The organism is Aeromonas sp. FDAARGOS 1409 (genome assembly GCF_019048705.1).
GTDB classification, from domain to species: domain Bacteria; phylum Pseudomonadota; class Gammaproteobacteria; order Enterobacterales; family Aeromonadaceae; genus Aeromonas; species Aeromonas sanarellii.
The window spans coordinates 1,733,277-1,756,330 of sequence record NZ_CP077395.1 but is presented as its reverse complement, the minus strand read 5'-3'; the positions used below and the strand labels follow the sequence as shown (position 1 = coordinate 1,756,330).

Annotated in this window: 22 protein-coding genes; 10 read left to right on the top strand and 12 right to left on the bottom strand. The window is 62.5% G+C overall.

The window, feature by feature from the left end:
• Positions 1-35 precede the first annotated feature (35 nt).
• The 3 genes from I6L39_RS08320 to I6L39_RS08310 all read right to left on the bottom strand — a co-directional run bounded on the left by I6L39_RS08320 (position 36) and on the right by I6L39_RS08310 (position 4,272).
• Positions 36-1,493 carry an ABC transporter substrate-binding protein gene (locus I6L39_RS08320; RefSeq protein WP_216991534.1) on the bottom strand — a complete coding sequence of 486 codons (1,458 nt, stop codon included), beginning with the start codon at positions 1,491-1,493 and terminating at the stop codon, positions 36-38.
• A gap of 8 nt (positions 1,494-1,501) precedes the next feature.
• A complete protein-coding gene (locus I6L39_RS08315) occupies positions 1,502-3,481 on the bottom strand; it encodes a methyl-accepting chemotaxis protein (RefSeq protein WP_216991533.1) in 1,980 nt (659 codons plus the stop codon).
• A gap of 197 nt (positions 3,482-3,678) precedes the next feature.
• A complete protein-coding gene (locus tag I6L39_RS08310) occupies positions 3,679-4,272 on the bottom strand; it encodes an OmpW family outer membrane protein (protein ID WP_216991532.1) in 594 nt (197 codons plus the stop codon).
• A gap of 324 nt (positions 4,273-4,596) precedes the next feature.
• Here I6L39_RS08310 and I6L39_RS20320 point away from each other — a divergent pair, with 324 nt between their 5' ends.
• The gene (locus I6L39_RS20320; RefSeq protein WP_005328766.1) at positions 4,597-4,722 is read left to right on the top strand and encodes a hypothetical protein; all 126 of its coding nucleotides are present in this window, start codon (positions 4,597-4,599) and stop codon (positions 4,720-4,722) included.
• A 95-nt stretch (positions 4,723-4,817) separates the two neighbouring features.
• Here I6L39_RS20320 and uvrA read toward each other — a convergent pair whose 3' ends face one another.
• Together uvrA and I6L39_RS08300 are read right to left on the bottom strand one after the other, a co-directional pair.
• A complete protein-coding gene (gene uvrA / locus I6L39_RS08305; protein ID WP_216991531.1) occupies positions 4,818-7,646 on the bottom strand; it encodes an excinuclease ABC subunit UvrA in 2,829 nt (942 codons plus the stop codon).
• Positions 7,647-7,738: 92 nt separating this feature from the next.
• Complete coding sequence (locus tag I6L39_RS08300; RefSeq protein ID WP_209795023.1) at positions 7,739-8,377, bottom strand: LuxR C-terminal-related transcriptional regulator; 639 nt, start codon at positions 8,375-8,377, stop codon at positions 7,739-7,741.
• 518 nt (positions 8,378-8,895) lie between these two features.
• Between I6L39_RS08300 and I6L39_RS08295 the strand changes: the two genes are divergently transcribed.
• Positions 8,896-9,465 (top strand): single-stranded DNA-binding protein, encoded by a 570-nt coding sequence (locus I6L39_RS08295; protein WP_042078675.1) that lies wholly within the window; start codon positions 8,896-8,898, stop codon positions 9,463-9,465.
• Between the two features lie 158 nt (positions 9,466-9,623).
• Complete coding sequence (locus I6L39_RS08290; RefSeq protein ID WP_216991530.1) at positions 9,624-10,394, top strand: ABC transporter substrate-binding protein; 771 nt, start codon at positions 9,624-9,626, stop codon at positions 10,392-10,394.
• A gap of 46 nt (positions 10,395-10,440) precedes the next feature.
• Here I6L39_RS08290 and I6L39_RS20315 read toward each other — a convergent pair whose 3' ends face one another.
• A complete protein-coding gene (locus I6L39_RS20315) occupies positions 10,441-10,563 on the bottom strand; it encodes a hypothetical protein (RefSeq protein WP_010675895.1) in 123 nt (40 codons plus the stop codon).
• A gap of 285 nt (positions 10,564-10,848) precedes the next feature.
• Between I6L39_RS20315 and yjbD the strand changes: the two genes are divergently transcribed.
• Positions 10,849-11,133, top strand: coding sequence for a DUF3811 domain-containing protein (gene yjbD / locus I6L39_RS08285; RefSeq protein WP_042078673.1), 285 nt, complete (start codon positions 10,849-10,851; stop codon positions 11,131-11,133).
• Between the two features lie 391 nt (positions 11,134-11,524).
• Positions 11,525-11,737: an RNA chaperone/antiterminator CspA gene (locus tag I6L39_RS08280; RefSeq protein WP_042078672.1), complete on the top strand. Its 213-nt coding sequence runs from the start codon at positions 11,525-11,527 to the stop codon at positions 11,735-11,737.
• A gap of 180 nt (positions 11,738-11,917) precedes the next feature.
• Here the strand turns inward: I6L39_RS08280 and I6L39_RS08275 are convergent, their stop codons facing one another.
• Positions 11,918-13,303 (bottom strand): ATP-binding protein, encoded by a 1,386-nt coding sequence (locus I6L39_RS08275; protein WP_042078671.1) that lies wholly within the window; start codon positions 13,301-13,303, stop codon positions 11,918-11,920.
• Between the two features lie 7 nt (positions 13,304-13,310).
• Positions 13,311-14,033 carry a response regulator gene (locus I6L39_RS08270; protein ID WP_010675899.1) on the bottom strand — a complete coding sequence of 241 codons (723 nt, stop codon included), beginning with the start codon at positions 14,031-14,033 and terminating at the stop codon, positions 13,311-13,313.
• Between the two features lie 200 nt (positions 14,034-14,233).
• Between I6L39_RS08270 and I6L39_RS08265 the strand changes: the two genes are divergently transcribed.
• A complete protein-coding gene (locus tag I6L39_RS08265) occupies positions 14,234-14,590 on the top strand; it encodes a hypothetical protein (protein ID WP_042078670.1) in 357 nt (118 codons plus the stop codon).
• Between the two features lie 262 nt (positions 14,591-14,852).
• The gene (locus I6L39_RS08260) at positions 14,853-16,847 is read left to right on the top strand and encodes a methyl-accepting chemotaxis protein (protein WP_216991529.1); all 1,995 of its coding nucleotides are present in this window, start codon (positions 14,853-14,855) and stop codon (positions 16,845-16,847) included.
• Positions 16,848-16,909: 62 nt separating this feature from the next.
• Here the strand turns inward: I6L39_RS08260 and I6L39_RS08255 are convergent, their stop codons facing one another.
• Together I6L39_RS08255 and I6L39_RS08250 are read right to left on the bottom strand one after the other, a co-directional pair.
• Positions 16,910-17,323: a hypothetical protein gene (locus I6L39_RS08255; RefSeq protein WP_200163916.1), complete on the bottom strand. Its 414-nt coding sequence runs from the start codon at positions 17,321-17,323 to the stop codon at positions 16,910-16,912.
• Between the two features lie 131 nt (positions 17,324-17,454).
• Positions 17,455-18,456 (bottom strand): sensor domain-containing diguanylate cyclase, encoded by a 1,002-nt coding sequence (locus I6L39_RS08250; protein ID WP_042078667.1) that lies wholly within the window; start codon positions 18,454-18,456, stop codon positions 17,455-17,457.
• A gap of 389 nt (positions 18,457-18,845) precedes the next feature.
• Here I6L39_RS08250 and I6L39_RS08245 point away from each other — a divergent pair, with 389 nt between their 5' ends.
• Together I6L39_RS08245 and I6L39_RS08240 are read left to right on the top strand one after the other, a co-directional pair.
• Positions 18,846-19,184 carry a P-II family nitrogen regulator gene (locus I6L39_RS08245; RefSeq protein ID WP_216991528.1) on the top strand — a complete coding sequence of 113 codons (339 nt, stop codon included), beginning with the start codon at positions 18,846-18,848 and terminating at the stop codon, positions 19,182-19,184.
• 25 nt (positions 19,185-19,209) lie between these two features.
• Complete coding sequence (locus I6L39_RS08240) at positions 19,210-20,451, top strand: ammonium transporter (protein ID WP_216991527.1); 1,242 nt, start codon at positions 19,210-19,212, stop codon at positions 20,449-20,451.
• Between the two features lie 61 nt (positions 20,452-20,512).
• Here the strand turns inward: I6L39_RS08240 and I6L39_RS08235 are convergent, their stop codons facing one another.
• Positions 20,513-21,472: an AraC family transcriptional regulator gene (locus I6L39_RS08235; protein ID WP_254203758.1), complete on the bottom strand. Its 960-nt coding sequence runs from the start codon at positions 21,470-21,472 to the stop codon at positions 20,513-20,515.
• Between the two features lie 57 nt (positions 21,473-21,529).
• Here I6L39_RS08235 and I6L39_RS08230 point away from each other — a divergent pair, with 57 nt between their 5' ends.
• The gene (locus I6L39_RS08230) at positions 21,530-21,928 is read left to right on the top strand and encodes a VOC family protein (RefSeq protein ID WP_216991526.1); all 399 of its coding nucleotides are present in this window, start codon (positions 21,530-21,532) and stop codon (positions 21,926-21,928) included.
• A gap of 101 nt (positions 21,929-22,029) precedes the next feature.
• Here the strand turns inward: I6L39_RS08230 and I6L39_RS08225 are convergent, their stop codons facing one another.
• Positions 22,030-23,028, bottom strand: coding sequence for a 5'-nucleotidase (locus I6L39_RS08225; protein WP_216991525.1), 999 nt, complete (start codon positions 23,026-23,028; stop codon positions 22,030-22,032).
• Between the last annotated feature and the right edge of the window lie 26 nt (positions 23,029-23,054).

Sequence of the window (23,054 nt, the reverse complement as noted above, 5' to 3'; positions counted from 1 at the left end):
GGCAGATGCCTCCCGTTGTCTCATGGGGTCGCCCATCAGGGCTGCGCCGTCTCCAGCTCGCTGGCAAGCGCCTGTTCGACGTCGGTCGAAGCGGCCGATGAGGGGGCGATCACAGCGGGGGCTGGCACGGGCGCAGAGGACGCGATCACCTCCGTCGAGATGGCCGCAGATGGTGCAGGGGTGGCGCTCACCTCTGCCGTGGCGGAAGCGGCAGAGGCCGCCGGCGCCGTGCATTGGCAATCCACCGCCTTGGCCTGCTGACCCTGATGGGGGGCGTACCAACTCTTCAGGCCCTGCTCAAGCCGCTCGGCGGCGGCCTGGGGCGTCGCAGTGCCGAGCAACACCTGCTGGCTCGCCTCGGCCAGCTCGTCCCCGAGCTTGGGAGTGCCACGGGAGAGGATCTGGGTGGCGACCCGGATGGTGGAGTCGCACTGATCCCGCCACTCCATCATCTCCTTTGCCGCCGGGTTCGTGGCCTCGAAGAAGTGGTTGGAGAGGGAGAAGAAGCCCGGCAGCGAGTTGGTATAGAGCTCGGCAAACTGGGAGGTGGTCAGCCACTGCAGGAAGGTCATGGCCGCCTCCTTGTTCTTGCTGGCCGGGTTCATCCCCATGCCGATATCGGTGTGGTCGGTGAAGAAGCAGCCATCCCCCTGCTTGGCGACTGGCGGGCGCATGACACCGAAGTCCACCTTGCCAGTGAAGGGGGCTATCTCCCAGGAGCCTGCGGCATAGAAGGCGGCCTTGCCCGAGGTGAACAGCTCGTTGGTGGTGGCATAGTCCCGGCTCTCGCCCCCTTTACCCAGGTAGTCGCGCCAGCGGGCCAGCTCCTCGAACACCTTGACATACTGCGGGTTGTTGAATCTCTCCTGGCCCCCGATCAGCGCCAGGCGGCCATCCTCCCCCTTCCAGTAGTTGGGGCCTATGTTCTGGAAGCCCAGCTCGGAGGCGACCCAGCTCTCCGAGCCGCTCATGGCGAGCGGCACATAGCGGCCATCCGCCTTCACCTTGTCGAGCGCCGCGAAGAACTGGTCTCGGGTCTGCGGCACCGTCAGCCCCAGCTCGCTGAAAATCGCCTTGTTGTAGAAAAAGCCGTGAATGACCGAGGCCATGGGCACGCAGAAGGTCTGGGCCCCGCTGTCGGTCTGCCAAGGGGACTGGGCGAAGCTCGGGAAGTTCTCCATCCCCGCCATCTCGCTCAACTCCACCAGGTGGCCTGCCTTGAACAGGGCCAGGGAATCGTCGAACGGGCGGCAGGTGATGAGATCCCCCGCCTTGCCCGCCTTCAGGCTGGCCCAGAGGGTCGGCATGTAATCGACGTTCTGCACTCCGTTGAACTTCACCTGGATGCCCGGGTGAGCGGCCTCGAAGGCGGGGATGATCTTCTGTTCCCACAGGGCCTTGTCATCAATACGCCAGCTTTCGATCACCAGCTCGCCAGCCATCAGCTGGCCGCACAACAGGAGACTCAGGGCCCCGATCCACTTGTTAGCCATAAGTCCTCCTACACCTTGAAATGAGCGATCAATTGCTGCTGCTTGGCGACCAGATCCGCCAGCACCTCACTGCTGCTTGCCGATTCCCGCGCCTCGCGCTCGGTCTCGTAAGCCACGTCCGCGATCCCGGCGATATGGCGGGCCACTCCCTGGCTGACCGAGATCTGCTCCTGGGCCGCGTGGGCCACCTGGTCCGCCATCGACTTGATGGAGCTCATCCGCTCGGCGATGGATTGCAGCACCTCGTCCATGACCCGGGTCTGTGCCACGCACCCCTGGGTCTGCTCCTGACTGCGCGCCATCACCTCCACCACGTGCTTGCTGGAGCTCTGCAGGTTCTCGATCATGGACTGGATCTCCTCGGTCGAGGTCTGGGTCCGGTTGGCCAGCGCCCGCACCTCGTCCGCCACCACGGCAAAGCCGCGGCCGGCGTCACCGGCCCGGGCCGCCTCGATGGCCGCATTCAGTGCCAGCAGGTTGGTCTGCTCGGCGATGCTGCGGATCACGTCCAGGATGCTGCCGATGTTGTCGCTGAATTCCCCCAGCTTGTGGGTGATGCCGACCGCCTCTTCCATGGCGCCCGCCAACTGCTCGGTGATCCGGCGCGTGCTGGCCACCTGCTTGCGTCCGGCACGGGCCTCCTCGTCCGCCAGATCCACCTCGCGCTTGGTGCCGTCGGTGGAACGCGCCACCTCGGTGGCACTCACCTCCAGCTCGGTGATGGCGGCGGCGACCTGATCGGTCTGGCTCTTCTGATCCTGCACCCGGGACATGGCCCTTTCACTGATCTCGGCGGCGCGGCTCGCCTCGTCCACCAGGTGGCGGGAGCCGGCATTGATCTGGGCGAGCAGCTCCCCCGTCTTGTCCGCCAGGGTGTTGATGGAGCGGGTCAGGCTGCCGAACTCGCAGCGGCTCTGATAGTCGATGCGCCGGGTCATGTCGCCCGTGGCCATGCGGTCAAGCTCCCGATCGATGAGCTGCAGAGGGCGCTGGATGCTGCGCGCCGTGGTATAGCCGATGAGGAGGGCGGCGGCAGCCGAGACGGCGGCCACGATCAGGATCCAGACGCTGGCACTGCTGACCGCGTCATCGGCCCCGATCCGGCTCTGGCTGGCGATGCTGCCCGCCGATTTGCCCATCTCGTCCAGCAGCGCCAGGCTGTTGACCAGGCTGGTGTCGAGCTGCTGGTTCAGGGACTGCAACGAGGCGGCGAGTTGCTGGCCGTGACGCATGGTGGCCAACAGCCCCTGCGGGCCGAGCGCCAGCTCCTGCATCCGGTCCAGGTTGACGACGAAGCGCTGTCTCACATCGTCGGGCACCTGTACCCGCTCGAGCCGCTTGCGCGCCATCTCGATGTCCTTGCCGAGCACCTTCTCCAGCTCGTTGAGGTCGGTCTTGGCATCGGCACGACGGATGTTCTTCAGATCCCGGGCGATGCCGGAGGTGATGAGCTCGGCCTTGTTGCGCATGGATCGCTTGCTGGCGGTCTGCTGCAACAACAGGTCGGCGGCCCACTGATAGGTGTCCTCCAGCCGGATGAACGCCAGCTCCAGCTCATGGCGCCGATCGAGGGCGGCGACCCACTGGCCATGCTGGGTCAGCACCTGATCCGCCAGCCCGTAGAACTCACGGGTTGCCCCGTCGACCTGGCGGAACCGCTCACCGGCCTCGGCCACGCCGTCGAAACGGGCCATCTCCTTGCTCTGGGCCAGGAAGCGCTCCTGCTGCGCCTTGAACTGGCTGGCCAGTTGGGGCAACTGGGTGGCATCCTCGCTGGTCCTGTAGGTCAGCACCCAGCGGTTGCTGTCCTGCAGCGCTCCCTTGAGCCCGGCGACCGCGATCACCAGGGGGGTGGCGCGATCCGATACCTGGGACAGTCCCTCGTTGATCCCCCGGATCTTCAGGATACTGATGAAGCCGAGCAGCACCAGAAGCAGCAACATCAGCACAAATCCGGCGATGATCCGCTGCACGATAGATAAACCCATGGAGACATCCTCACTCGTTGGGAAAAGGGGTGAATGGGGAGCTTATCGGCAGCGCGGGACAATGGAAGAGCACTTAGTGATGCGATGGCGCGCCGGATCACAGTTATCCGGCGACACCGGGCAGAAAAGGGCCCGAACAGAGCCGGGCCAAAGAGACATGCTTGGTTGTCATGGCCTTGTGGCGGCCAACCCTGTCATCAGAAGCGGTAGCCGACACCGAACATGAAGGCGACCGGATCGATGGAGGTGTTGATGGTGCCCACGGCGGTGTGCACATCGGTGTCGATGTCGATGAGCCAGGCGGAGGCGTTGACGAACCAGCGATCGTTGATCGCCATGTCCAGGCCCACCTGACCCGCCAGCCCCCAGGAGGAGTCGACGCTCACATCCGTCCCGGCCAGGGCACCGCGCCCCTCCTCGTCGAAGAAGGTGGTGTAGTTGATGCCGGCACCGACATAGGGACGCACCTTGCTGTTGGCATCCCCGAAGTAGTACTGCGCCATCAAGGTCGGCGGCAGGTGCTTGACCTTTGCCACCTCTGCCCCACCCAGTTTAACGGAGTGAGAGAAAGGCGTCGCCGCCAGCAACTCGACGCCCCAGTTGTCCGTCAGCATGTAGGAGAGGGTCAGCCCCAGCTGCATGTTGCTGTCGATATCCAGCACGTCGTCACTGCTGGTCTGGGGGGAGACGAAGGCCAGGCCGCCACGGACCAGGATGTCACCGGCCTGGTGTGCCATGGCGACGGGGGAAGCAAAAGCGGCTGCGATTAACAGAGGAAGGATCTTTTTCATCACATTATTCCTTTTTGTTTTCTTTCTATGTTGTAAGCCCGAAAACTATAAAAGGATGTGAATGACCGGTTATTGATTTGGCTCAATAGTTATCAAGAAATAGATGGATGTACACAGCAGCTTTCCATGTTCACAATTCAGGCGAGACAAAACAAAAAACCATTTAAATACAACATCAAGAGATAATTTTAGGCATCAGCGGACAACTTAAAATACCAAACAAATACACCTTAACGCCCCTCATATCTCCTTTTCATTGTTGTTTAATTATGTCCGTCAGCGTATTTTATTAATGCGATGTAGCGACGCTGTAATTTAATTTTTATGAAACCACAAACGCGCAAAGACAAAATAATCGGCATCCTGGCAGCCATCTGGGGCATCGGCTCCTTCCTGTTCATTCTGCTGGGCTTCCTGTTTGCCCTCGCCTTCCTGATGCTGGCCCACTGAACCTTCATATCGCCGGCGCTGCCGCGCTCGCCCGACGGGGCCATTTACTCCGACAAAAAGGGGCCTGCTGAGCCCCTCGTTTGCATGACTTTCCCTTACTTGCCCAGCAGTGGCGCCAGGAATCGGGCCGTGTGAGATTCCTTGCAGCGGCTCATCTCTTCCGGCGTGCCGGTCACCAGGATACGGCCACCACCGGCGCCCCCCTCAGGCCCCAGATCGACGATCCAGTCGGCGGTCTTGATGACGTCCAGGTTGTGCTCGATGATGACGATGGTGTTGCCGCGATCCCGCAGCTGGTGCAGCACCTTGAGCAGTTGCTGGATATCGTGGAAGTGCAGCCCGGTGGTCGGCTCGTCCAGGATGTAGAGGGTCTGGCCGGTGTCGCGCTTGGAGAGCTCCCGCGCCAGCTTGACCCGCTGCGCCTCGCCGCCCGACAGGGTTGTGGCTGACTGGCCAAGCCGGATATAGGAGAGGCCCACGTCCATCAGGGTCTGCAGCTTGCGCGCCACCGCCGGCACCGGATCGAAGAACTCGCGGGCATCTTCCACCGTCATCTCGAGGATCTCGTGGATGTTCTTGCCCTTGTACTTCACCTCCAGGGTCTCGCGGTTGTAGCGCTTGCCCTTGCAGACGTCGCACGGCACGTAGACATCCGGCAGGAAGTGCATCTCCACCTTGATGACCCCATCCCCCTGGCACGCCTCGCAGCGCCCCCCCTTCACGTTGAAGGAGAAGCGGCCCGGCTGGTAGCCGCGCGAGCGCGCCTCCTGGGTGCCGGAGAGCAGCTCGCGGATCGGGGTGAACAGGCCGGTGTAGGTCGCCGGGTTGGATCTCGGGGTGCGCCCGATGGGGCTCTGATCGATGTCCACCACCTTGTCCAGGTGCTCCAGCCCTTCCACGCTGCGATAGGGGGCCGGGGTGGATTCGGTGGCCTTGTTCAGCTCCCGGTGAGCGATGCGGAACAGGGTGTCGTTGATCAGAGTCGACTTGCCGGAGCCGGAGACGCCGGTGACGCAGGTCATCACGCCGATGGGCAGATCCAGGTTGACGTTGCGCAGGTTGTTGCCGCTCGCCCCCTTGAGTTTCAGCCACTTGCCGGTGAGCGGGGTGCGCTCGGCGGGGATGGCGATCTGCTTGCGGCCGGAGAGGTAGTCACCGGTCAGCGACTCGGGATTATTGATGATCTCCTCCGGCGTGCCCTGCGCGACGATGGCGCCGCCATGCACGCCCGCCCCCGGGCCGATATCGAGTACATGGTCGGCGAGGCGGATGGCATCCTCGTCGTGCTCTACCACGATCACCGTGTTGCCGAGATCACGCAGGTGAGTGAGGGTTTTGAGTAGCCGTTCATTGTCGCGTTGGTGCAGGCCGATGGAGGGCTCATCGAGTACATACATCACCCCCACCAGACCGGCACCGATCTGGCTCGCCAGCCGGATCCGCTGGGCTTCGCCGCCGGAGAGGGTCTCGGCACTGCGGGACAGGCTCAGGTAGTTGAGGCCGACGTTCACCAGGAAGCCGAGCCGCTCGACGATCTCTTTGAGGATCTTCTCGGCAATCTGGGCGCGCTGGCCGGTGAGGTTCAACCCTTCGAAGAAGGCCAGCGCATCGCCGATGGACTGCTCGGCGATGGCGGGCAGGTTGCGGTTGTCGACAAAGACGTGGCGCGCCTCCTCCCGCAGCCGGCTGCCACCGCAGCTGGTACAGGATTTGTTGGCTATGTACTTGGCCAGCTCTTCCCGCACCGAGTTGGACTCGGTCTCCCGGTAGCGCCGCTCCATGTTGTGCAGGATCCCCTCGAAGGGGTGCTTGCGCACCACAACATCGCCGCGATCGTTCATATAGCGGAACTCGATCTCGGTGCGACCCGAGCCCCGCAGGATCACCTCCTGGGTCTTGGCCGGCAGCTCCTCCCAGGGGGTCTCCAGGTCGAACTGGTAGTGCTCGGCCAGGGATTTGAGCATCTGGAAGTAGTAGAAGCTGCGCTTGTCCCAGCCACGGATGGCCCCGCCGGCCAGGCTCTGGCCCGGATCGTGGATAAGCTTGGCGGGATCGAAATACTGCTGCACCCCCAGGCCGTCGCAGGTGGGACAGGCGCCGGCCGGGTTGTTGAAGGAGAAGATGCGCGGCTCCAGCTCAGACATGGAGTAGCCGCACTCCGGGCAGGCGAAGTTGGCGGAGAAGGTCATGGGCTCCACGCCTTCTTCCCCGTCCATGGGTGCCACCAATACGATGCCGCCGGAGAGGGTCAGCGCCGTCTCGAACGACTCGGCCAGGCGCAGGGCCAGATCATCGCGCACCTTGAAACGGTCGACCACCACTTCGATGGTGTGCTTCTTGTGCAGCTCCAGCGCGGGGGGATCGGAGAGATCGCACACCTCGCCGTCGATGCGGGCCCGGATATAGCCCTGGGCCGCCAGGTTCTCCAGCAGCTTGGTGTGCTCCCCCTTGCGGTTGCGCACCACGGGAGCCAGCAGCATCAGCTTGGCGCCCTCGGGCTGGGCCAGCACCTGATCCACCATCTGGCTGATGGTCTGGGCGGCGAGCGGGATGGCGTGGGTCGGGCAGCGCGGCTCACCGACCCGGGCAAACAGCAGACGCAGGTAGTCGTAGATTTCGGTGATGGTGCCGACGGTCGAGCGCGGGTTGTGGGAGGTGGACTTCTGCTCGATGGAGATGGCCGGGGAGAGCCCCTCGATATGATCCACGTCCGGCTTCTCCATCAGGGAGAGGAACTGGCGGGCGTAGGCGGAGAGGGACTCCACGTAGCGGCGCTGGCCCTCGGCATAGAGGGTATCGAACGCCAGGGAGGATTTGCCCGAACCGGAGAGACCGGTCACCACGATCAGCTTGTCGCGAGGCAGGGTCAGGTTGATGTTCTTGAGATTGTGGGTGCGGGCACCCCGGATCACGATTTTTTCCATCTTGTTGCGCGCTCGATACGGGAACCAGAGCGGGTCAGTATGGCATAGAGACTACTGGATGAATAGACAGTCTTTTATCATCCTCCCACCTCTCAGAGATACTCCTTGGCCCAGCTCACCGCCTGCAGGCGGTTCTTGACGTTCAGCTTCTTGAACACGTTGTAGAGGTGGGACTTGACGGTGTGCTCGCTCACGAAGAGGTTGTCGGCGATCTCGGTATTGGAGGCCCCCGTCATCAGGTGGCGGACTATCTCCTGCTCGCGGGCGGTCAGCAGCGTCTGCTGGCGCAGGGGTTGCCCATTCCCCTTGCGGTAGTAATCCACCAGATCGCACAGCAGGTGGCGCGGGATCCAGTACTCCCCCTGCAGCACCTTGCGGATGCCGATCACCAGGCGATCCAGGCTGTCCTGGCGGAAGAAGAGCCCGCTGGTATGGGGCCACATCAGCAGCAGCTCCTTGTCCGTGCTGGTCGGGGCGTTGAGCAGCACGGCGCTGGCCTCGCTGAAACGGTGACAGATGGCCTTGCTCCATTGCTCCTGCTGGGTTGACTTGAGGTAGTCCAGATCGATCAGCAGCAGTGGCTGGGCACCGGTGACGGCGGGATCCGGCAGGGCGTCCAGCTCTCCCACCAGCAGGATGGACAGGCCGAGCTGTTCGCTGAGGTGACGCTGGAAACTGGTGGCTTGTGCGTTATTTTCGGTGATCAGCACTAGGGGGTATTCGGGCGTCATCAAGAAGACTTCCTTGCACATTCGAGTCAGGGCTTTTTTTGGCAAGAAAGAGTACCAATCCCCTTTCAGGCTGCAGCATTAAAAAAGTATTAGACGTCGCCGTGGCTCCTTTGAAGCCCAGCAATTTTCCAACCAATACAAGTGACTAGCACACGCCCCCCATATGGGGGGTAAAGTGGTGCCAGCCAGCACCATAACAGGCCTTTGCCCTTGATGCAGCACACTCCGTCGTCATCCGCTTGCTGGTGGCCCCGGACCTCGGGTAATTTACTCAGGTTGTGGCGAGGCGTTGACGCTCGCCGAGGCAGGAAGGTGTGCGCTCATGCCCGCCAACTGGTACTATGACGGACAAACGCCGTGGCCGTGAGCGGTGTCCCCGCTGGCAAGCGCCGGCCCGGCCACGACACTGAGTGTGGATGACGTCCATCCGCGGCGCGCATCTTGTTGCAAACAAACGCATTATTGAATGGGCCCAGGCATCTGGCCTGGCCGGTATACATAAGGGTGGAAGAGAGATTATGGCCAGTCGAGGCATCAACAAAGTCATTCTGATCGGTAACCTGGGGCAAGACCCGGAAGTGCGCTACATGCCGAGCGGCGGTGCCGTGACTAACATCACCCTGGCCACCTCCGACACCTGGCGCGACAAGCAGACCGGCGAGCAGAAAGAGCGGACCGAGTGGCACCGCGTCGTCTTCATGGGCAAGCTGGCCGAAGTCGCCGGCGAATACCTGAAGAAGGGTTCCCAGGTCTATGTGGAAGGCAAGCTGCAGACCCGCAAGTGGCAGGATCAAAGCGGCCAGGAGCGCTACACCACCGAAGTGCTGGTAGACAGCTTCACCGGCGTGATGCAAATGCTGGGTGGTCGTCCGCAGGGCGCCGGCCAGGGCATGGGGGGTCAGTCGTCCCAGGGCAACTGGGGTCAACCGCAACAGGCTGCGCCGCAGCAGAGCATGCACCGCCCTGCCGCCCCGCAGCAGAACATGCAGCCCCAGGGGGGCTACGGTCGTCCGGCCCAGCAACCGCAATCCGCACCGCCGGTCTACAACGAACCGCCGATGGATTTCGACGACGACATCCCGTTCTAAATGTCACTAGGCCCTGATCACACAGGGCCTTTTTTTGCCTGTTTCTGACGCATTCATCCCCCCCGGTCACCATGTTGTCACGACGCTCCGGCCCTCCCCCTCTCCAGCGCGCTCACTTGTGGCTATCATCGGAGCGAATCACTCCTACGAGAAGTTGCATGAGTCACCTCCACCGCCTGCTGTATCTCGCCCTGCTGATGTTTGCCGCCCCCCTGGCGGCGGCGCCGCTGCGGGTAGGCGTGAGCTTCGCCATTCCGCCCTATGTGCTCACGCACGAGGACAGGGGCATAGAGCTCGATCTCATGCGCGAGGCCTTCGCCGGCAGCGATCATGAGCTGCAGGTCATCTATCTGCCTCTGGAGCGGACCTTCCGGATGTTGGAGGAAGGCAAGCTGGATGCCATCATCAACGTCAAACCCGGCATGGTGGACAACGCCTACCTATCCCAGCGCGTGATCACCTTCCACAACCGTGTCTTTACCCTCGATCAGACGGCGTTTCACTCCCTCCAGGATCTGCAAACGCTGCGAGTCAGCGCCTTCCAGCGGGCGCGGCAGATCCTGGGAACAGAGTTCGCTGACATCGTCGCCCGAAATCCCCGCTATGAAGAGGTGGCGAGGCAGGAAGGCCAGGTACAGCGGCTGCTGCTGGGACGCACCGATGCCGTGATCCTGGATCAGCGGGTCTTCTACTACTATCTGGCGCAGTTGCTCGGGGAAGACAAGAATGACGAGCGCTATCCCTCGGACAGGGTCAGGCAGCACGACCTCTTCCCGCCCACTCATTACCACTTCGCCTTTCGGGAGATCGAGCAGCAACGGTTGTTCGACAGGCAGTTGACCCGGATGAAGGCCGACGGCCGCTATGAACGGATCTTTGCCGCCTATGGCACCACCTCATCAGCGGAAAATATAAAAGCCAGCCCATGAGGACTGGCTTGATACTGGCTCCGGTGGAACGACAGTGTGGGGAGCGTTACTTCATCGCGCTGCCATTTTTCAGCTCGGCTTTCTGCCGTTTGGCCTCGCGCTTCTCTTTCAGTGACATCTGCGGTTTTTTCTTGGCATCTTTGCCGTGATGCTGTTCTTTGTTGCTCATCATCAGACTCCAAAAAGGTTACCAGGACAGTTGGAATGAAGATTCCAGCATGTCAGCCGAATCGTACGCTAGCAGTGACGATCGAGGATCGCACTGGTTCCAGCATACCCCCAACCTTCCATCGGGATCCAGCCTTGCGGCAGGCCGCTCCAGCCAGTGCCTGCCGGGACCTTGTCCCCCGGAAGTGGCGACCAGGCGACATTTTCCAGACCGGCCGCAAGATGGGACGAGAGACGCCCACAGATGTGTGTTAGGGTGGCTTTTCACCTGCCGCAGGAGCGCGCCATGAAGAAGCTGGAAATGAAAGATCTGACCGAGACCGAGAAGGCCGAGATCGCCCTCTTGGTGCAGAAGGCCCAGGCCAATGCCGATCACCCTCTGACCAACGGGGAGCGCAACAAGATCCGGGAGGCCGGGCGCCTGAAGATCGCCTCGGATCGCGCCAAGGCAGCCAAGGCGGCTTCCGCACTGGCAAGGGAGAAGGCCAAGGAGCGGGCCAGGGATCAGGTGCTGCCCGACACCTTCGACTGGGCTGAGTCCGTCAGCAACAAATTCCGTGGCAGACGCTGATGCCAGCATGAATGCATGCGGATGATTGCGCCAAAAAACGACTCATCACCAGAGGATGATGTTCTCATATTGGGGTTGGCGGCGTGATGCGCCTGGCATGGCGCGCACATCAACATAAAACGCTGGCGAGGACCGACTCGGGAAGAAAGAATACCAAGATAAAGATTGCCATGGCGGAGTGTGCGTGTTCTAATCGTTTTCGATGGTTCGGTAGTTCAGACCTGATTATGTTAGGCAGTCATCTTAAAGCAGTGATTTGTGCATGCAATTGTCCCCGATAATTCTTGCCAGATAATTCTCCTTCTTTAGTGCTCCCCATACGTATTGCTGACGAAAAATCATGGATTGCCACACCGGTGGCGTTTCAATATCACTATTCAAGGAAATTATCATGTCCAACAAAATGACTGGTACCGTAAAGTTCTTCAACGCCGAGAAAGGCTTTGGCTTCATCTCCCCGGCTGACGGCAGCAAAGACGTGTTCGTTCACTTCTCCGCCATCCAGTCCAACGGTTTCAAGACCCTGGAAGAAGGTCAGCGCGTTGAGTTCACCATCGAGCAAGGCCAGAAAGGCCCGGCCGCTGCCAACGTTACCGGCCTGTAATTCACGCCCGAGCTGCTTGCCGTTGATCGACAAGCGTCTCAGCAAGAATTGAAAAAACCCGCTTCGGCGGGTTTTTTGTTGCCCGCGATCCGGCAGCTGTCGTTTCACCCCATCAGCTCCGGCCGAAGACAGAGAAAGGGCGCCAACCTGGACGCCCTTTCCCGAACATGGAACCTGTACTCACAGCGGCAGGCTGATCCTCGCCTCCAGCCCGCCCTCGGGACGATTGTGGAGGCTGAGCTCCCCGCCGTGCTGGTGCACCAGGGTGCGGGCGATGGCGAGCCCCAGTCCCACGCTGCCAGACTCGGTGTTGCGGGCCTCGTCGAGCCGCACGAAGGGCTTGAACACCTCCTCCAGCTGGGCCTCGGCGATGCCGGGTCCCCGGTCGCAGACCCGGATCAGCAGCTCGGAGTCGGTGCGCACCAAGGACACCTCGGCCCCTCCCGCATACTTGATGGCGTTGCCGATGAGGTTTTGCAGCACCCGGCGCAGGGTGTTGGCGCGGCAGGCGTAGACCTGCTTGCCCTCGGCCAGGCAGGTGACGGGTTGCCCCATGTCGGCGTAGTCGTCGCACAGGCTCTCCAGCAGGCTGACCAGATCCAGCTCCCGGGTCGCCTCCTGCTGCCCCTCCTCCCGGGCGAAGCTCAGGGTTGCCGCCAGCATCTGCTCCATTTGTTGCAAGGTCTGCTGGAAGCGCTCCTTGTCCTCGCCGTCGGCGAGAAACTCGCTGCGCAGCCGCAGGCTGGTGATGGGGGTGCGCAGATCGTGGGAGATGGCGGCCAGCATCCGGGTCCTGTCCTGCACGAAGCGATCGAGCCGGGTATGCATGCGGTTGAAGGCCTGGATGGATTCGCGGATCTCGGTGGGTCCCTCCTCCCGCAGGGGCTCTATGTCCTCCCCCCGCCCCAGCCGGTCCGCGTTGGCGGCCAGCTGCTTGAGGGGCAGGGTGGCGCGGCGGAACAGCCAGATCATCAGACCGATCACCAGGCTCGCCACCAGCAGCAGGTTGAGGGTGGTCTGCCAGGACCAGCTCGCCGACTCCTTGTCCACCAGGGAGCTGAACTGCAGCCAGCCGCCGTTCGGCAGTTCGATGGAGCCATAGAGCCGCATGTCCTGGGGCGGCGGCATGCCGCTGCGATCCTTCATCATGCGGCTGTGATGCTGCCAGGCCCGGCTGCGCTGGAACTCCTGCTTCAGCTCGGCGCTGATCTCCACCGCCAGCTGGGGCGGGTAGTCGAGCTTGGCCCGCACCAGCCGCTCGAAGCGGGGGCTGCGGTTGTCCGGCTGCAGCGGCTCGTCGGAGAGGCGCAGCAGCAGGGTCTCGCTGCGGCTCGCCTTGAGGATCTCGTGATAGAGGGAGGGGGGCGAGAGGGAGAGCAGCCGCACCACCGAGACGATGCGCTGCATGGCGTTGCGGCTGTTGACGTAGCCGAGGGCCTCCTCCCGGTCAGAGCGGTAGATCTGGATGCTGAGCAACTGGATCAACACCAGCCCCGCCAGGGCAACCAGCACTATCTGGCCGGTCAACCCCTTGGGCAGCAGCCTGGCGAAGAGCCTCTTGATCATGATCGCCTCACTCCTGGGTCACGTCGGCGGCGAACAGGTAACCGCCACCCCAGATGGTCTTGATGAGCTCGGGATTCTTGGGATCCCGCTCCAGCTTGCGGCGCAGCCGGCTCACCAGGGTGTCGATGGCGCGATCGAAGGCCACCGCCTCCCGGCCCCGGGCCAGATCCAGCAGTTGATCCCGGCTCAGCACCCGCTGGGGCCGCTCCAGAAACACCTTGAGCAGATCGAACTCCGCGGTGGAGAGGCTCATCCCCACCCCCTCCTCGTCCACCAGCTCGCGGCGATTGACGTCGAGCAGCCAGCGGTCGAAGCGCAGATCCCGGGTCAGGGTCTCGGGCACGGGCAGGCTCTCCGCCTGGGTGCGGCGCATCACCGCCTTGATGCGGGCCAGCAGCTCCCGCGGGTTGAACGGTTTGGAGAGGTAGTCGTCGGCCCCCATCTCCAGGCCGATGATGCGATCCGTCTCCTCCCCCATGGCGGTGAGCATGATGATGGGCAGGCGGGACTTCACCCTGAGCTCGCGGCACAGGGTCAGGCCATCCTCCCCCGGCATCATGAGATCCAGCACCAGCAGATCGAACTCCCGCTCGTCCAGCAGCCGCTTCATCTCCTTGCCATCCCGGGCACAGCTGACACGCATGCCGTGCTGCTCCAGGAACCGCTTGAGCAGATCGCGGATCTCGCTGTGGTCGTCGACCACCAGAATGTGGGGGCTGCCTTGGTTCATCACTGTCTCTCCCGTTATCGAGCTGGGGCGATTATACGAAAATCAACCGGACGGGTTGTGTCAAAGTGTGCCAGAGCGCCAAGATGCCACACTCTGCTACAAAATAGTCCGGTACTGGCAAAGTTCAGACACTTCCACGGTGTTTACTGGGTACCAAGGCGAAACAGCCTGCATCCATCCCAATTAGACAGGAGTGACCCATGAAAAACCTGACCAAGACCCTGCTGACCGCCACCCTGATCCTCGGCCTGCCGCTGGGCGCCTATGCCGCCAGCGAGGCCGTCTCCACCGCCCAGCCGACCCAGGCCATGGCGGCCGGTTGCCCCATGGACGGTGCCGGCATGATGGGCGGCAAGCACCACGGCGGCCGCCACGACAAGATGGCCCGCATGCAGAACATGACCCCGGAACAGATCCAGGCCCACCTGCAGCAGCGCTACGACAGGATTGAAGATCCGGCCAAGAAGGCGGAGTTCGTGAAGAACCTCTCCCTGCGCGCCGACGGCATGGTCAAGCACGCCGAGGTGATGAAACAATTCGCAGAGGCCAACCAGTAAGCCGACGTGACAAGGCGGTTTGCCGAGGTAGACCCAGAAGACACAAACCGGCAGACAAGTTGACGACGGGGTGGCCTTGGCCACCCCGTTTTTCGTTTCCGCTCAACCACCCAGACCGAGATTCTCCCGCCCCCATACCCCTTTTCTGTTTCCTCACCCCGGTTATGTGAGCGATAACAAACGTTTCCCTTTCGAAATAACTCATAATGGCGCCTCATGACAACTTCGGGCGAGGCCCCGACAACGGTGGACAGGAGTCGAGATGGAATGGAATCTGGGCACGATCAAGGGGCGCTACACCGCCGTCTTCGTGGGCTTCATGGCGCTGGTGTGCGCCCTGACGGTGATCGGCATCCAGCTCTGGATCAAGCCGGCGCTGCAGCAGGCCGGTGAGCAGAACGTGGCGCTGCGGGTCGGCGAGATAGCGACCGATATCCGCGACCAGCTCAACGGGGTGCAGACCCAGTCCCGCAGCATCACCCAGCTGGTGGCCCAACTGCCGAGCGAGCAGATCGACGCCCTGCTGCCCGCCCTCATCGATCAATACGGCAACGCCATGGTCTTCGGTGGCGGCATCTGGCCCCTGCCAGAGAAACGCGAGGCGGGCCGCGCCAAGTTCAGCACCTTCTACCACAGGGATGCGGCCAACGCCCTCATTCCCAACACCTACTGGAACTCGGCCGAGGCCCCCAACTACTTCGAGCAGCCCTGGCACCAGGCCGGCCAGCGGGCTCCTCGCGGCACCTGTGCCTGGGCGGCCGCCTACCAGGACGGCGCCAGCCAGCAGCCGAGAACCAACTGCGCCATGGGGATCTATCGCGATGGCGCCCTGTACGGGGTGTCGACCATAGACGTGACCCTGGGCTTCTTCAACGACCTGGTGGCCAGGAAGGAGCAGGAGATCGGCGGCCAGGTGCTGATCGTCGAGGCTGACGGCAAGATCCTGAGCAAGAATGCCCGCCTGACCGGCGATGTGGTGCTCGGCAACCTCGCCGCCCATGCCGACTATCCCTTCGCCGGTGCCATCGCCGGCCTGCTGGGCCAGGATGCGAGCAAGGGGCTGCTGCGCACCACCTTCCAGGATCAGGGGGAGGAGCAGACCCTGCTGATGGAAGCCATCGAAGGCACCCCCTGGCTGCTGGCCACCGCCCTGCCGACCCGTACCCTGACCCAGGAGAGCCGGGACGTGCTCGCCACCCTGGCGAGCATCCAGCTGCCCCTGGTGGGCCTGCTGTTCGTGCTCATGGTGCTGGCTATCCGCCAGCTTGGCAGCCGCCTGCAGACCCTCAGGCTCAACATCGACGCCCTCAGTGCCGGCGATGCCGACCTGACCGCCCGCATCCAGGTGAAGGGCCATGACGAGCTGGACGGCATCGCCCTGTCGGTGAACCGCTTCATCGCCTTCCTGCAGCAGATGATGGTGCAGGTGACCGAGGCCACCGACCTCATCACCCGCGAGCTGGCCCAGCTCGATCAGCAGACCGGGCAGGCCAGGCGGATCCTGGGGGAACACGCCAGCGAGACGGATCAGGTCGTCACCGCCCTCACCGAGCTCAGCTCCACCGCCGACAGCGTGGCCCGGCACGCCAGCGACTCGGCGAGCTTCATCGAGGTCGCCAATGGCCAGGCCGCGAGCTCGCGCAGGGTGGTGGGATCGGCCTCCGCCAGCGTGGTGGCCCTCATCGACGAGGTGGATCTCGCCGCCGCCAAGGTGCTGGAGATGCAGGAAGATGCCAGACAGATCGGCAGCGTGCTCGGGGTGATCGGCGGCATCGCCGCCCAGACCAACCTGCTGGCGCTCAACGCCGCCATCGAGGCGGCCCGGGCCGGCGAGCAGGGGCGGGGCTTTGCGGTAGTGGCCGACGAGGTACGCGCCCTCGCGGCCCGCACCCAGAACAGCACCGCCGAGGTGGGCAGCATGCTGTCACGGCTTACCCAGGGGGTGGCCGAGGCCGTGCTCGCCATGGAGCAGACCAAGCGCAGTTGCCAGGCGGCGGCCGACAACACGGGCCAGGTCACGGGCGGGCTGGACAGCATGGCCGACGCCGTGGTGCAGATCCACGATCTCAGCAGCCAGATCGCCACCGCCGCCGAGGAGCAGAGCCGGGTCACCGAGGAGATCAACCGCAACATGGTGAGCATCCGCGACATGCTGGGCCTGCTGGTGGAGAACGGCAGCAACACGGAGCAGAGCGCCGCCACCCTGCTGGGCTCCAATCGCCAGTTGCTGACCCTGGTGCACAGCTTCAAGGTGTGAGCCTGAACGTCAGCCAGCAAAAAGGGGCCCTCGGGCCCCTTTCTCATTCAGGTCACCATCACTCAGGCCTTGTTGGCCAGGTTCAGGGTCTTGACGGTCTCGCCTTCGAACTTGATGACCACGTCTTTCTGGGCCACTTCGGAATCCTTCAGCAGGGACTTGGTGGTCTCGGCCAGCAGCGGGGAGGCCTTGTTCAGGGCACCCAGATCATAGGTCCACACTTCCAGACCGGCGTCGGTCCTGGTGCTGGCGGGGGCGCCCAGCTTGTCCTTGATGGCCTGCTTGTTGGAACCACCTTCCTTGATGTCCAGGGCCTTCTTGATCGCCTCGTTGGACGCGGTGTCCATGGCGCTGCCCGCCATCTCTTTGGCGGTGCTGGTGACGCTGCTGGTCACTGTGTCGGTCAGGGAATCCATCAGGCCGGCCTGGGCAACCAGAGGCAGGGCGGTCAGGGCAATCAGAAGGCACTTTTTCATTAAGATACATCTCGCAGGAATGAAAGAGCGCGCATGAGACCAGCGGGAAGGATTGGCGTCAAGGAAATCCCAAGGTCAAGCCGTATCCGGGGGGGTAAACCCGTCCATCGCCTCCGACCAGTGACACCGGTCTAGCCGCAGAGCTGATCCTTGCCCGCCAGCTTGGCCCGGTAGAGCGCCCTGTCCACCCGCGCCATCAGCTGGGGCAGCGGCTCGTCGGGATCGGACTCCACCAGCCCGAAGCTCAGGGTGACCGGCTCCACCCCCTTGACCCTGGCGTAGCCCAGCCGCTGTCGCAACTTCTCGGCCACCAGCAGGGCGTCGGGCAACCGGGTGTTGGGCAGCACCAGCATGAACTCGTCCCCTCCCCAGCGGGCCAGCAGATCGATCTCGCGGATGGAGCCGCGCGTCAGGCGCACTATGTCGATCAGGGTCTGGTCCCCCACCCCGTGGCCGTGGCGATCGTTGATCTGCTTGAAGTCGTCCACGTCCATGGCGATCACGGCGAAGGGCTCCTTGAAGCGTCTGGCACGCTCATACTCCAGCCGGACCGCCTGCTCCAGCCGATAGCGGCTGGCCGCGCCGGTCAGGGAGTCCGTTTCCGCCAGGCGGCGGTTCTCCTCCACCTGGTGCTGCAGCATCAGATTGAGCCGCTCCAGCTCGGCGGTGCGCTCCGCCACCTGCTGCTCCAGGGAGCGATTGTGCAGCTCCAGCCGGGCGTAGAGTTCCCGCTGGGCATGGATGTTCCGGTGCGCCCCTATCATCCTGGCCACGGAACCGTCCGGGTTGCGCGCGACGATGAGGCCACGGTCCTCCACCCAGAGATAGTCGCCGTTGCGGCAACGGCAGCGGTACTCGACCCGGTAGTCGGGCGATTTCCCGCTCAGGTAGGCGTCGAAGCGCTCCATCACCCGCGCCAGATCGTCCGGGTGGATCACGTTCTCCCAGGTGAAGACGTTGTTGTCGAGGGAGTGCGGCTCATAGCCCAGCATCTGGTACCAGCCCGGATTGCGATAGACGTAGCCGGTGTTGGCATTCCAGTCCCAGATACCGTCGCTGACGACCTCCAGAATGCCGCGCATCACGGCCTCGTTCAGATCCGGGATCGTGAGGGTGTCATTGTCTTGCAGCATGGGAACCATCCTTGTTCTGCTACCTGGCGCCAGATCGGGTGACTCGGGCCCGCTTGTTGCCACTGTGGGAACCCGTTGTCGGCCTGCCGGGTTGTCAGGGGCCACGCATCGCCCGCCATGACAAGGGTATCGGCCAGCCGCCGGGCCTCTGAATAACAGTAGCAGCCCGCTCCACGGTGAGTCCTGAGCCCCGTCACATGCTCTCGCTTCTTTCCGCCGCCGGGTTGCACCAGGGCGGTGCACCACCTTGGCGCAGCCCGGCCCATATTGGGCGCCATGCCCCCTTCCCTTGGATTGGCACAAAATAAATCATTGAATAAATAGGAGAAAATTATTGGCCCAATATTTGCCCCTGGTATGAGGGAACCACCAAGGACTGGGGAGATCGCATGAAGTTAATCACCGCCATCATCAAGCCGTTCAAACTCGACGACGTCCGCGAAGCCATCGCCCAGCTCGGCGTGGAGGGGCTGACGGTCACCGAGGTCAAGGGATTCGGCCGCCAGAAGGGGCACACCGAGCTCTACCGGGGCGCCGAATACCAGGTGGATTTTCTGCCCAAGGTGAAGCTGGAGATCGCCACCCGGGCCGACAGCGTCGAGCCGATCATCGACGCCATCTGCCAGGCCGCCCGCACCGGCAAGATAGGTGACGGCAAGATCTTCGTCTACGACCTGCTGGCCGCCGTGCGCATCCGCACCGGCGAGACCGACACAGACGCCCTTTGATACGACTGGAACCGAGGAATACGACATGGAAGAGTTGATCACATCCGTCAGCGAGCTGCGCTATGCACTCGACACCTTCTACCTGCTGATCTCCGGCGTGCTGGTCATGTGGATGGCCGCCGGGTTCGCCATGCTGGAGGCCGGCCTGGTCCGCGCCAAGAACACCACCGAGATCCTGACCAAGAATATCCTGCTCTATGCCATCGCCTGCATCATGTTCCTGCTGGTGGGGTACAACATCATGTACGTGGACAACACCGCCGGCGGCTGGCTGCCGAGCTTTGGCAGCCTGATGGGCAGCCAGGCGGACGACGCGGGCCACTCCCTGCACGCCGACTTCTTCTTCCAGGTGGTCTTCGTCGCCACCGCCACCTCCATCATCTCAGGTGCGGTGGCGGAGCGGATGAAGCTCTGGTCCTTCCTGCTGTTCTGCGTGGTGATGACCGGCGTCATCTACCCCGTCGAGGGCTACTGGAGCTGGGGTGGCGGCTTCCTGAAGGAGGCGGGCTTCTCCGACTTCGCGGGCTCCGGCATCGTCCACCTGGCGGGGGCCGCCGCCGCCCTGGCCGCCGTGCTGCTGCTCGGCCCCCGTCGCGGCAAATATGGCAAGCAAGGGGAGATCCATCCCATCCCCGGCTCCAACCTGCCGCTCGCGACCCTGGGTACCCTGATCCTCTGGATGGGCTGGTTCGGCTTCAATGGCGGCTCCCAGCTGGCGCTCTCCAGCGCCGCCGACGCCACCGCCATCGGCACCGTCTTCGTCAACACCAACGCCGCCGCGGCCGCCGGCGTGGTCGGCGCCCTGCTGGTCAGCAAGCTCACCTGGGGCAAGGCGGATCTCACCATGATCCTCAACGGCGCCCTCGGGGGCCTGGTCGCCATCACCGCCGACCCTGCCTCCCCCAGCCCGCTGTTCGCCAGCCTGATCGGCGCCCTGGCCGGCGCCCTGGTGGTCTACGCCATCGTCACCCTGGATCGCCTGAAGATCGACGATCCGGTCGGCGCCATCTCGGTACACGGGGTGTGCGGCCTGTTCGGCCTGATGGTGGTGCCCTTCTCCAACGGGAGCGCCACCTTCGGCGCCCAGCTGCTGGGGGCCGCCGTCATCTTCGGCTGGGTCTTTGCCGTCTCCCTGATGGTCTGGGGCCTGCTCAAGGCCACCCTAGGCCTGAGGGTGAGCGAAGAGGAGGAGCTGCTGGGGGTGGATGCCCACGAGTGCGGCATCGATGCCTACCCCGAGTTTGTCAGCATCAAATCCAGCACCTGACACAGACTGCTGCGTGCGGGGCCCGGGGAACACCCCGGGCCTCGCTCTTTTTGGGACGTCCTCAGCGCTCCTTGAAGGCGGGGTGATGCCGGTGGCGATAGTGGCTGGGCGCCAGCCCATGCTGGCGTTTGAAGGCGGTGGAAAAGTGGTACTCGTTCTTGAAACCGCACTGCTCGGCCAGCCGCTTCACCGAATCGGCCCGGCTGGCCAGCAGGAGCGCCGCCCGTTGCAGCCGCAGCCGTTGCAGCAGCGCCATGGGGGCCAGCGCGAAGTGCTGCTGGCAGAGCCGATGGAGCTGGCGCTCGGAGAGATGCAGGGCGCCGGCCATGCGATTGACGTCCCAGCCCTCGGCCAGGGATTCTTTCAGCATCAGCTCGAGGCGCAGGGCCAGCCGCTCGCCACGACTCTGCCCCTCCCCCTTTTGCAGCAGGCGGCGCAGGTAGAACCCGAGCTGCTCCACCAGCAGGGCGCTGAGCAGCGGATCCTGGTGCCGCTCCTGCTCCGCATGGAGGTTTTCTATGGTGCGCAGCAGGGTGGCCTGCTGGGAGGTACAACCCAGGCGAGGGCGGCTGGCGAAGGCATCCCAGGCCGCGCCCTTGTGCAGCAGCAGCCACACCAGATCCCAGCCGCCATCCACCGCAGCCCCGCCTTCCTGTCCGCCCTGCTCTGGCAACGGCTTCTCGGGTAGCTGCTGCTCGGGTAACTGCTTTTCGGGTAACCGATAGCAAAGCAGCTCCCCGGCCGGGATCAGGGCCCACTCCCCGGCCTGCAACCGCTCGAAGCGATCCCCCACCCGCACCTCCCCCTCGCCCCCCAGGGTCAGCAGAAAACAGTGCACATCGGCAAAGCGGCGTGCGATGCGGTAACGGGTCTTGAGGCGCGAGTAGCCCGCCAGCCACACCCGCTCCTGCGCGAGGGCCGGCAACAGGCTGTCGCAGCAGATCTGCTCGCGGCAGTCGGGGGAGACATCGATAAGCTCATGGTTGGCAGTTTCAGACATCATCAGGACGGGCTCAGCCATGTCGAGGATCAGGGCCCCAGCATAGCATCATGGGCATCGAGTCACAGGAGACCAGCCATGCACATCCATCACATCGCCATCTGGGCGCAGGATCTGGAGGCACTCAAGGCATTCTACTGCACCCTGTTTGGCGGGCAGGCCAATGAGCGCTATCACAATCCGAACAAGCAGTTCAGCTCTTACTTCGTGCGCTTCGAGGGGGGCGCCAGCCTGGAGCTGATGCATATCCCCACCCTGCGCCCGGCAGATCTCCATCTGCCGCACCCGCTGCAAGGACTGGCCCATATTGCCTTCTCCCTCGGCAGTGTGGAGGCGGTGGACAAGATGAGCGCCCGCCTCAAGCTGCTCAAGGGCGCCGAGGTCAAACACCTGGACGGCCCCCGCTGGACCGGCGACGGCTATTACGAGAGTACCTTCCTCGACCCGGAAGGCAACCGGCTGGAGTTGACCATCTAATTGCTGAATGATCTCCCCCACCCTCTCCCAACGGGAGAGGGGATATACATAATCAGGGATATTCTTGTTAGGTATGAGATGATTATTTCAGGAACATCAAGTTATGCCTCGCCAGCTGAACCTAAAGAGCAATCAGTGGCGACAGGTTTAACAACTAGTGGTGAAGTGCTCATATATGGAACTTTTCCTGATGGAACAATACTCGATGCGGCCTCAAGATGGACATCTTGATCATCAAAGAAAATATGTGGCTTGAATGCTTTCAACACTTTCGCTTTTCCTACTCCGCCTAGGAAAAAGGCTTCATCTACATAAATCCCCCAGCTTCTCAATGTCTTAATAGCTCGCATCTCAGAGGGGCTATTACGGGCCGTAACGATAGCAACCCGCAGCGGGGAATATTCAATCTTCATCGGGAGGCGATTACGTAACACTGCGAGTTTTCTCAGTAAATTAGCATAAGGCCCATCTGACATAGGGACATCTTGTAAAGCATCTTCTCTTGCATGAAAGGCGGCCATCCCTTCCGTTTTATATACCAATTCACTTTCGTCAGAAAACAATACAGCATCGCCATCAAATGCAATTCTTACCTGTCCCTCAGGTATCTGTGCAGCTTCTTTCGGAGGCAACTTTACAACTGCCGCGGCACACTGCCGTGAATCAATAACTTGTTGAGCATCACTAACATTTGTTGTCAGAAACAAATCGACATCAAATGCATCCAAGTAGTCAACCACAGACTCTCCCGCAGTAAATGCGGAACGCGTTATATCCAGCTTCATATGCCGAATCGTATTTAATACTCTGAGGCCAGTCTCTGGGCTATTCCTAGACATAACTACAACTTCAACTAAAGGAGACCTCTCCCCAGCTTCAAGGTGAGAGTTTAGAGCAAGTAATGCTTGAACTAGAGGAAACCCTGTACCCGGAGATAATGGCAGGTCTTCATGTGTCAACATATAGTCACGATACCGATCAATAGCTGCATCACGATCGGTATCAAACATATCTCTAAATATTTGGTCTGACTCATTCATATCAAATAATGCGGTAGCAGATATCCCAACCACCAGCGTTTTACTCAAATCTAATGCCATAACATCTCCCTGTTTCAGTCAGATAA

Bases quoted from the DNA above. Each gene is read 5' to 3' on its own strand.
- I6L39_RS08320 (WP_216991534.1), bottom strand. From the start codon at position 1,493: ATGGCTAACAAGTGGATCGGGGCCCTGAGTCTCCTGTTGTGCGGCCAG.
- I6L39_RS08315 (WP_216991533.1), bottom strand. From the start codon at position 3,481: ATGGGTTTATCTATCGTGCAGCGGATCATCGCCGGATTTGTGCTGATG.
- I6L39_RS08310 (WP_216991532.1), bottom strand. From the start codon at position 4,272: ATGAAAAAGATCCTTCCTCTGTTAATCGCAGCCGCTTTTGCTTCCCCC.
- I6L39_RS20320 (WP_005328766.1), top strand. From the start codon at position 4,597: ATGAAACCACAAACGCGCAAAGACAAAATAATCGGCATCCTGGCAGCC.
- uvrA (WP_216991531.1), bottom strand. From the start codon at position 7,646: ATGGAAAAAATCGTGATCCGGGGTGCCCGCACCCACAATCTCAAGAAC.
- I6L39_RS08300 (WP_209795023.1), bottom strand. From the start codon at position 8,377: ATGACGCCCGAATACCCCCTAGTGCTGATCACCGAAAATAACGCACAA.
- I6L39_RS08295 (WP_042078675.1), top strand. From the start codon at position 8,896: ATGGCCAGTCGAGGCATCAACAAAGTCATTCTGATCGGTAACCTGGGG.
- I6L39_RS08290 (WP_216991530.1), top strand. From the start codon at position 9,624: ATGAGTCACCTCCACCGCCTGCTGTATCTCGCCCTGCTGATGTTTGCC.
- I6L39_RS20315 (WP_010675895.1), bottom strand. From the start codon at position 10,563: ATGAGCAACAAAGAACAGCATCACGGCAAAGATGCCAAGAAAAAACCG.
- yjbD (WP_042078673.1), top strand. From the start codon at position 10,849: ATGAAGAAGCTGGAAATGAAAGATCTGACCGAGACCGAGAAGGCCGAG.
- I6L39_RS08280 (WP_042078672.1), top strand. From the start codon at position 11,525: ATGTCCAACAAAATGACTGGTACCGTAAAGTTCTTCAACGCCGAGAAA.
- I6L39_RS08275 (WP_042078671.1), bottom strand. From the start codon at position 13,303: ATGATCAAGAGGCTCTTCGCCAGGCTGCTGCCCAAGGGGTTGACCGGC.
- I6L39_RS08270 (WP_010675899.1), bottom strand. From the start codon at position 14,033: ATGAACCAAGGCAGCCCCCACATTCTGGTGGTCGACGACCACAGCGAG.
- I6L39_RS08265 (WP_042078670.1), top strand. From the start codon at position 14,234: ATGAAAAACCTGACCAAGACCCTGCTGACCGCCACCCTGATCCTCGGC.
- I6L39_RS08260 (WP_216991529.1), top strand. From the start codon at position 14,853: ATGGAATGGAATCTGGGCACGATCAAGGGGCGCTACACCGCCGTCTTC.
- I6L39_RS08255 (WP_200163916.1), bottom strand. From the start codon at position 17,323: ATGAAAAAGTGCCTTCTGATTGCCCTGACCGCCCTGCCTCTGGTTGCC.
- I6L39_RS08250 (WP_042078667.1), bottom strand. From the start codon at position 18,456: ATGCTGCAAGACAATGACACCCTCACGATCCCGGATCTGAACGAGGCC.
- I6L39_RS08245 (WP_216991528.1), top strand. From the start codon at position 18,846: ATGAAGTTAATCACCGCCATCATCAAGCCGTTCAAACTCGACGACGTC.
- I6L39_RS08240 (WP_216991527.1), top strand. From the start codon at position 19,210: ATGGAAGAGTTGATCACATCCGTCAGCGAGCTGCGCTATGCACTCGAC.
- I6L39_RS08235 (WP_254203758.1), bottom strand. From the start codon at position 21,472: ATGGCTGAGCCCGTCCTGATGATGTCTGAAACTGCCAACCATGAGCTT.
- I6L39_RS08230 (WP_216991526.1), top strand. From the start codon at position 21,530: ATGCACATCCATCACATCGCCATCTGGGCGCAGGATCTGGAGGCACTC.
- I6L39_RS08225 (WP_216991525.1), bottom strand. From the start codon at position 23,028: ATGGCATTAGATTTGAGTAAAACGCTGGTGGTTGGGATATCTGCTACC.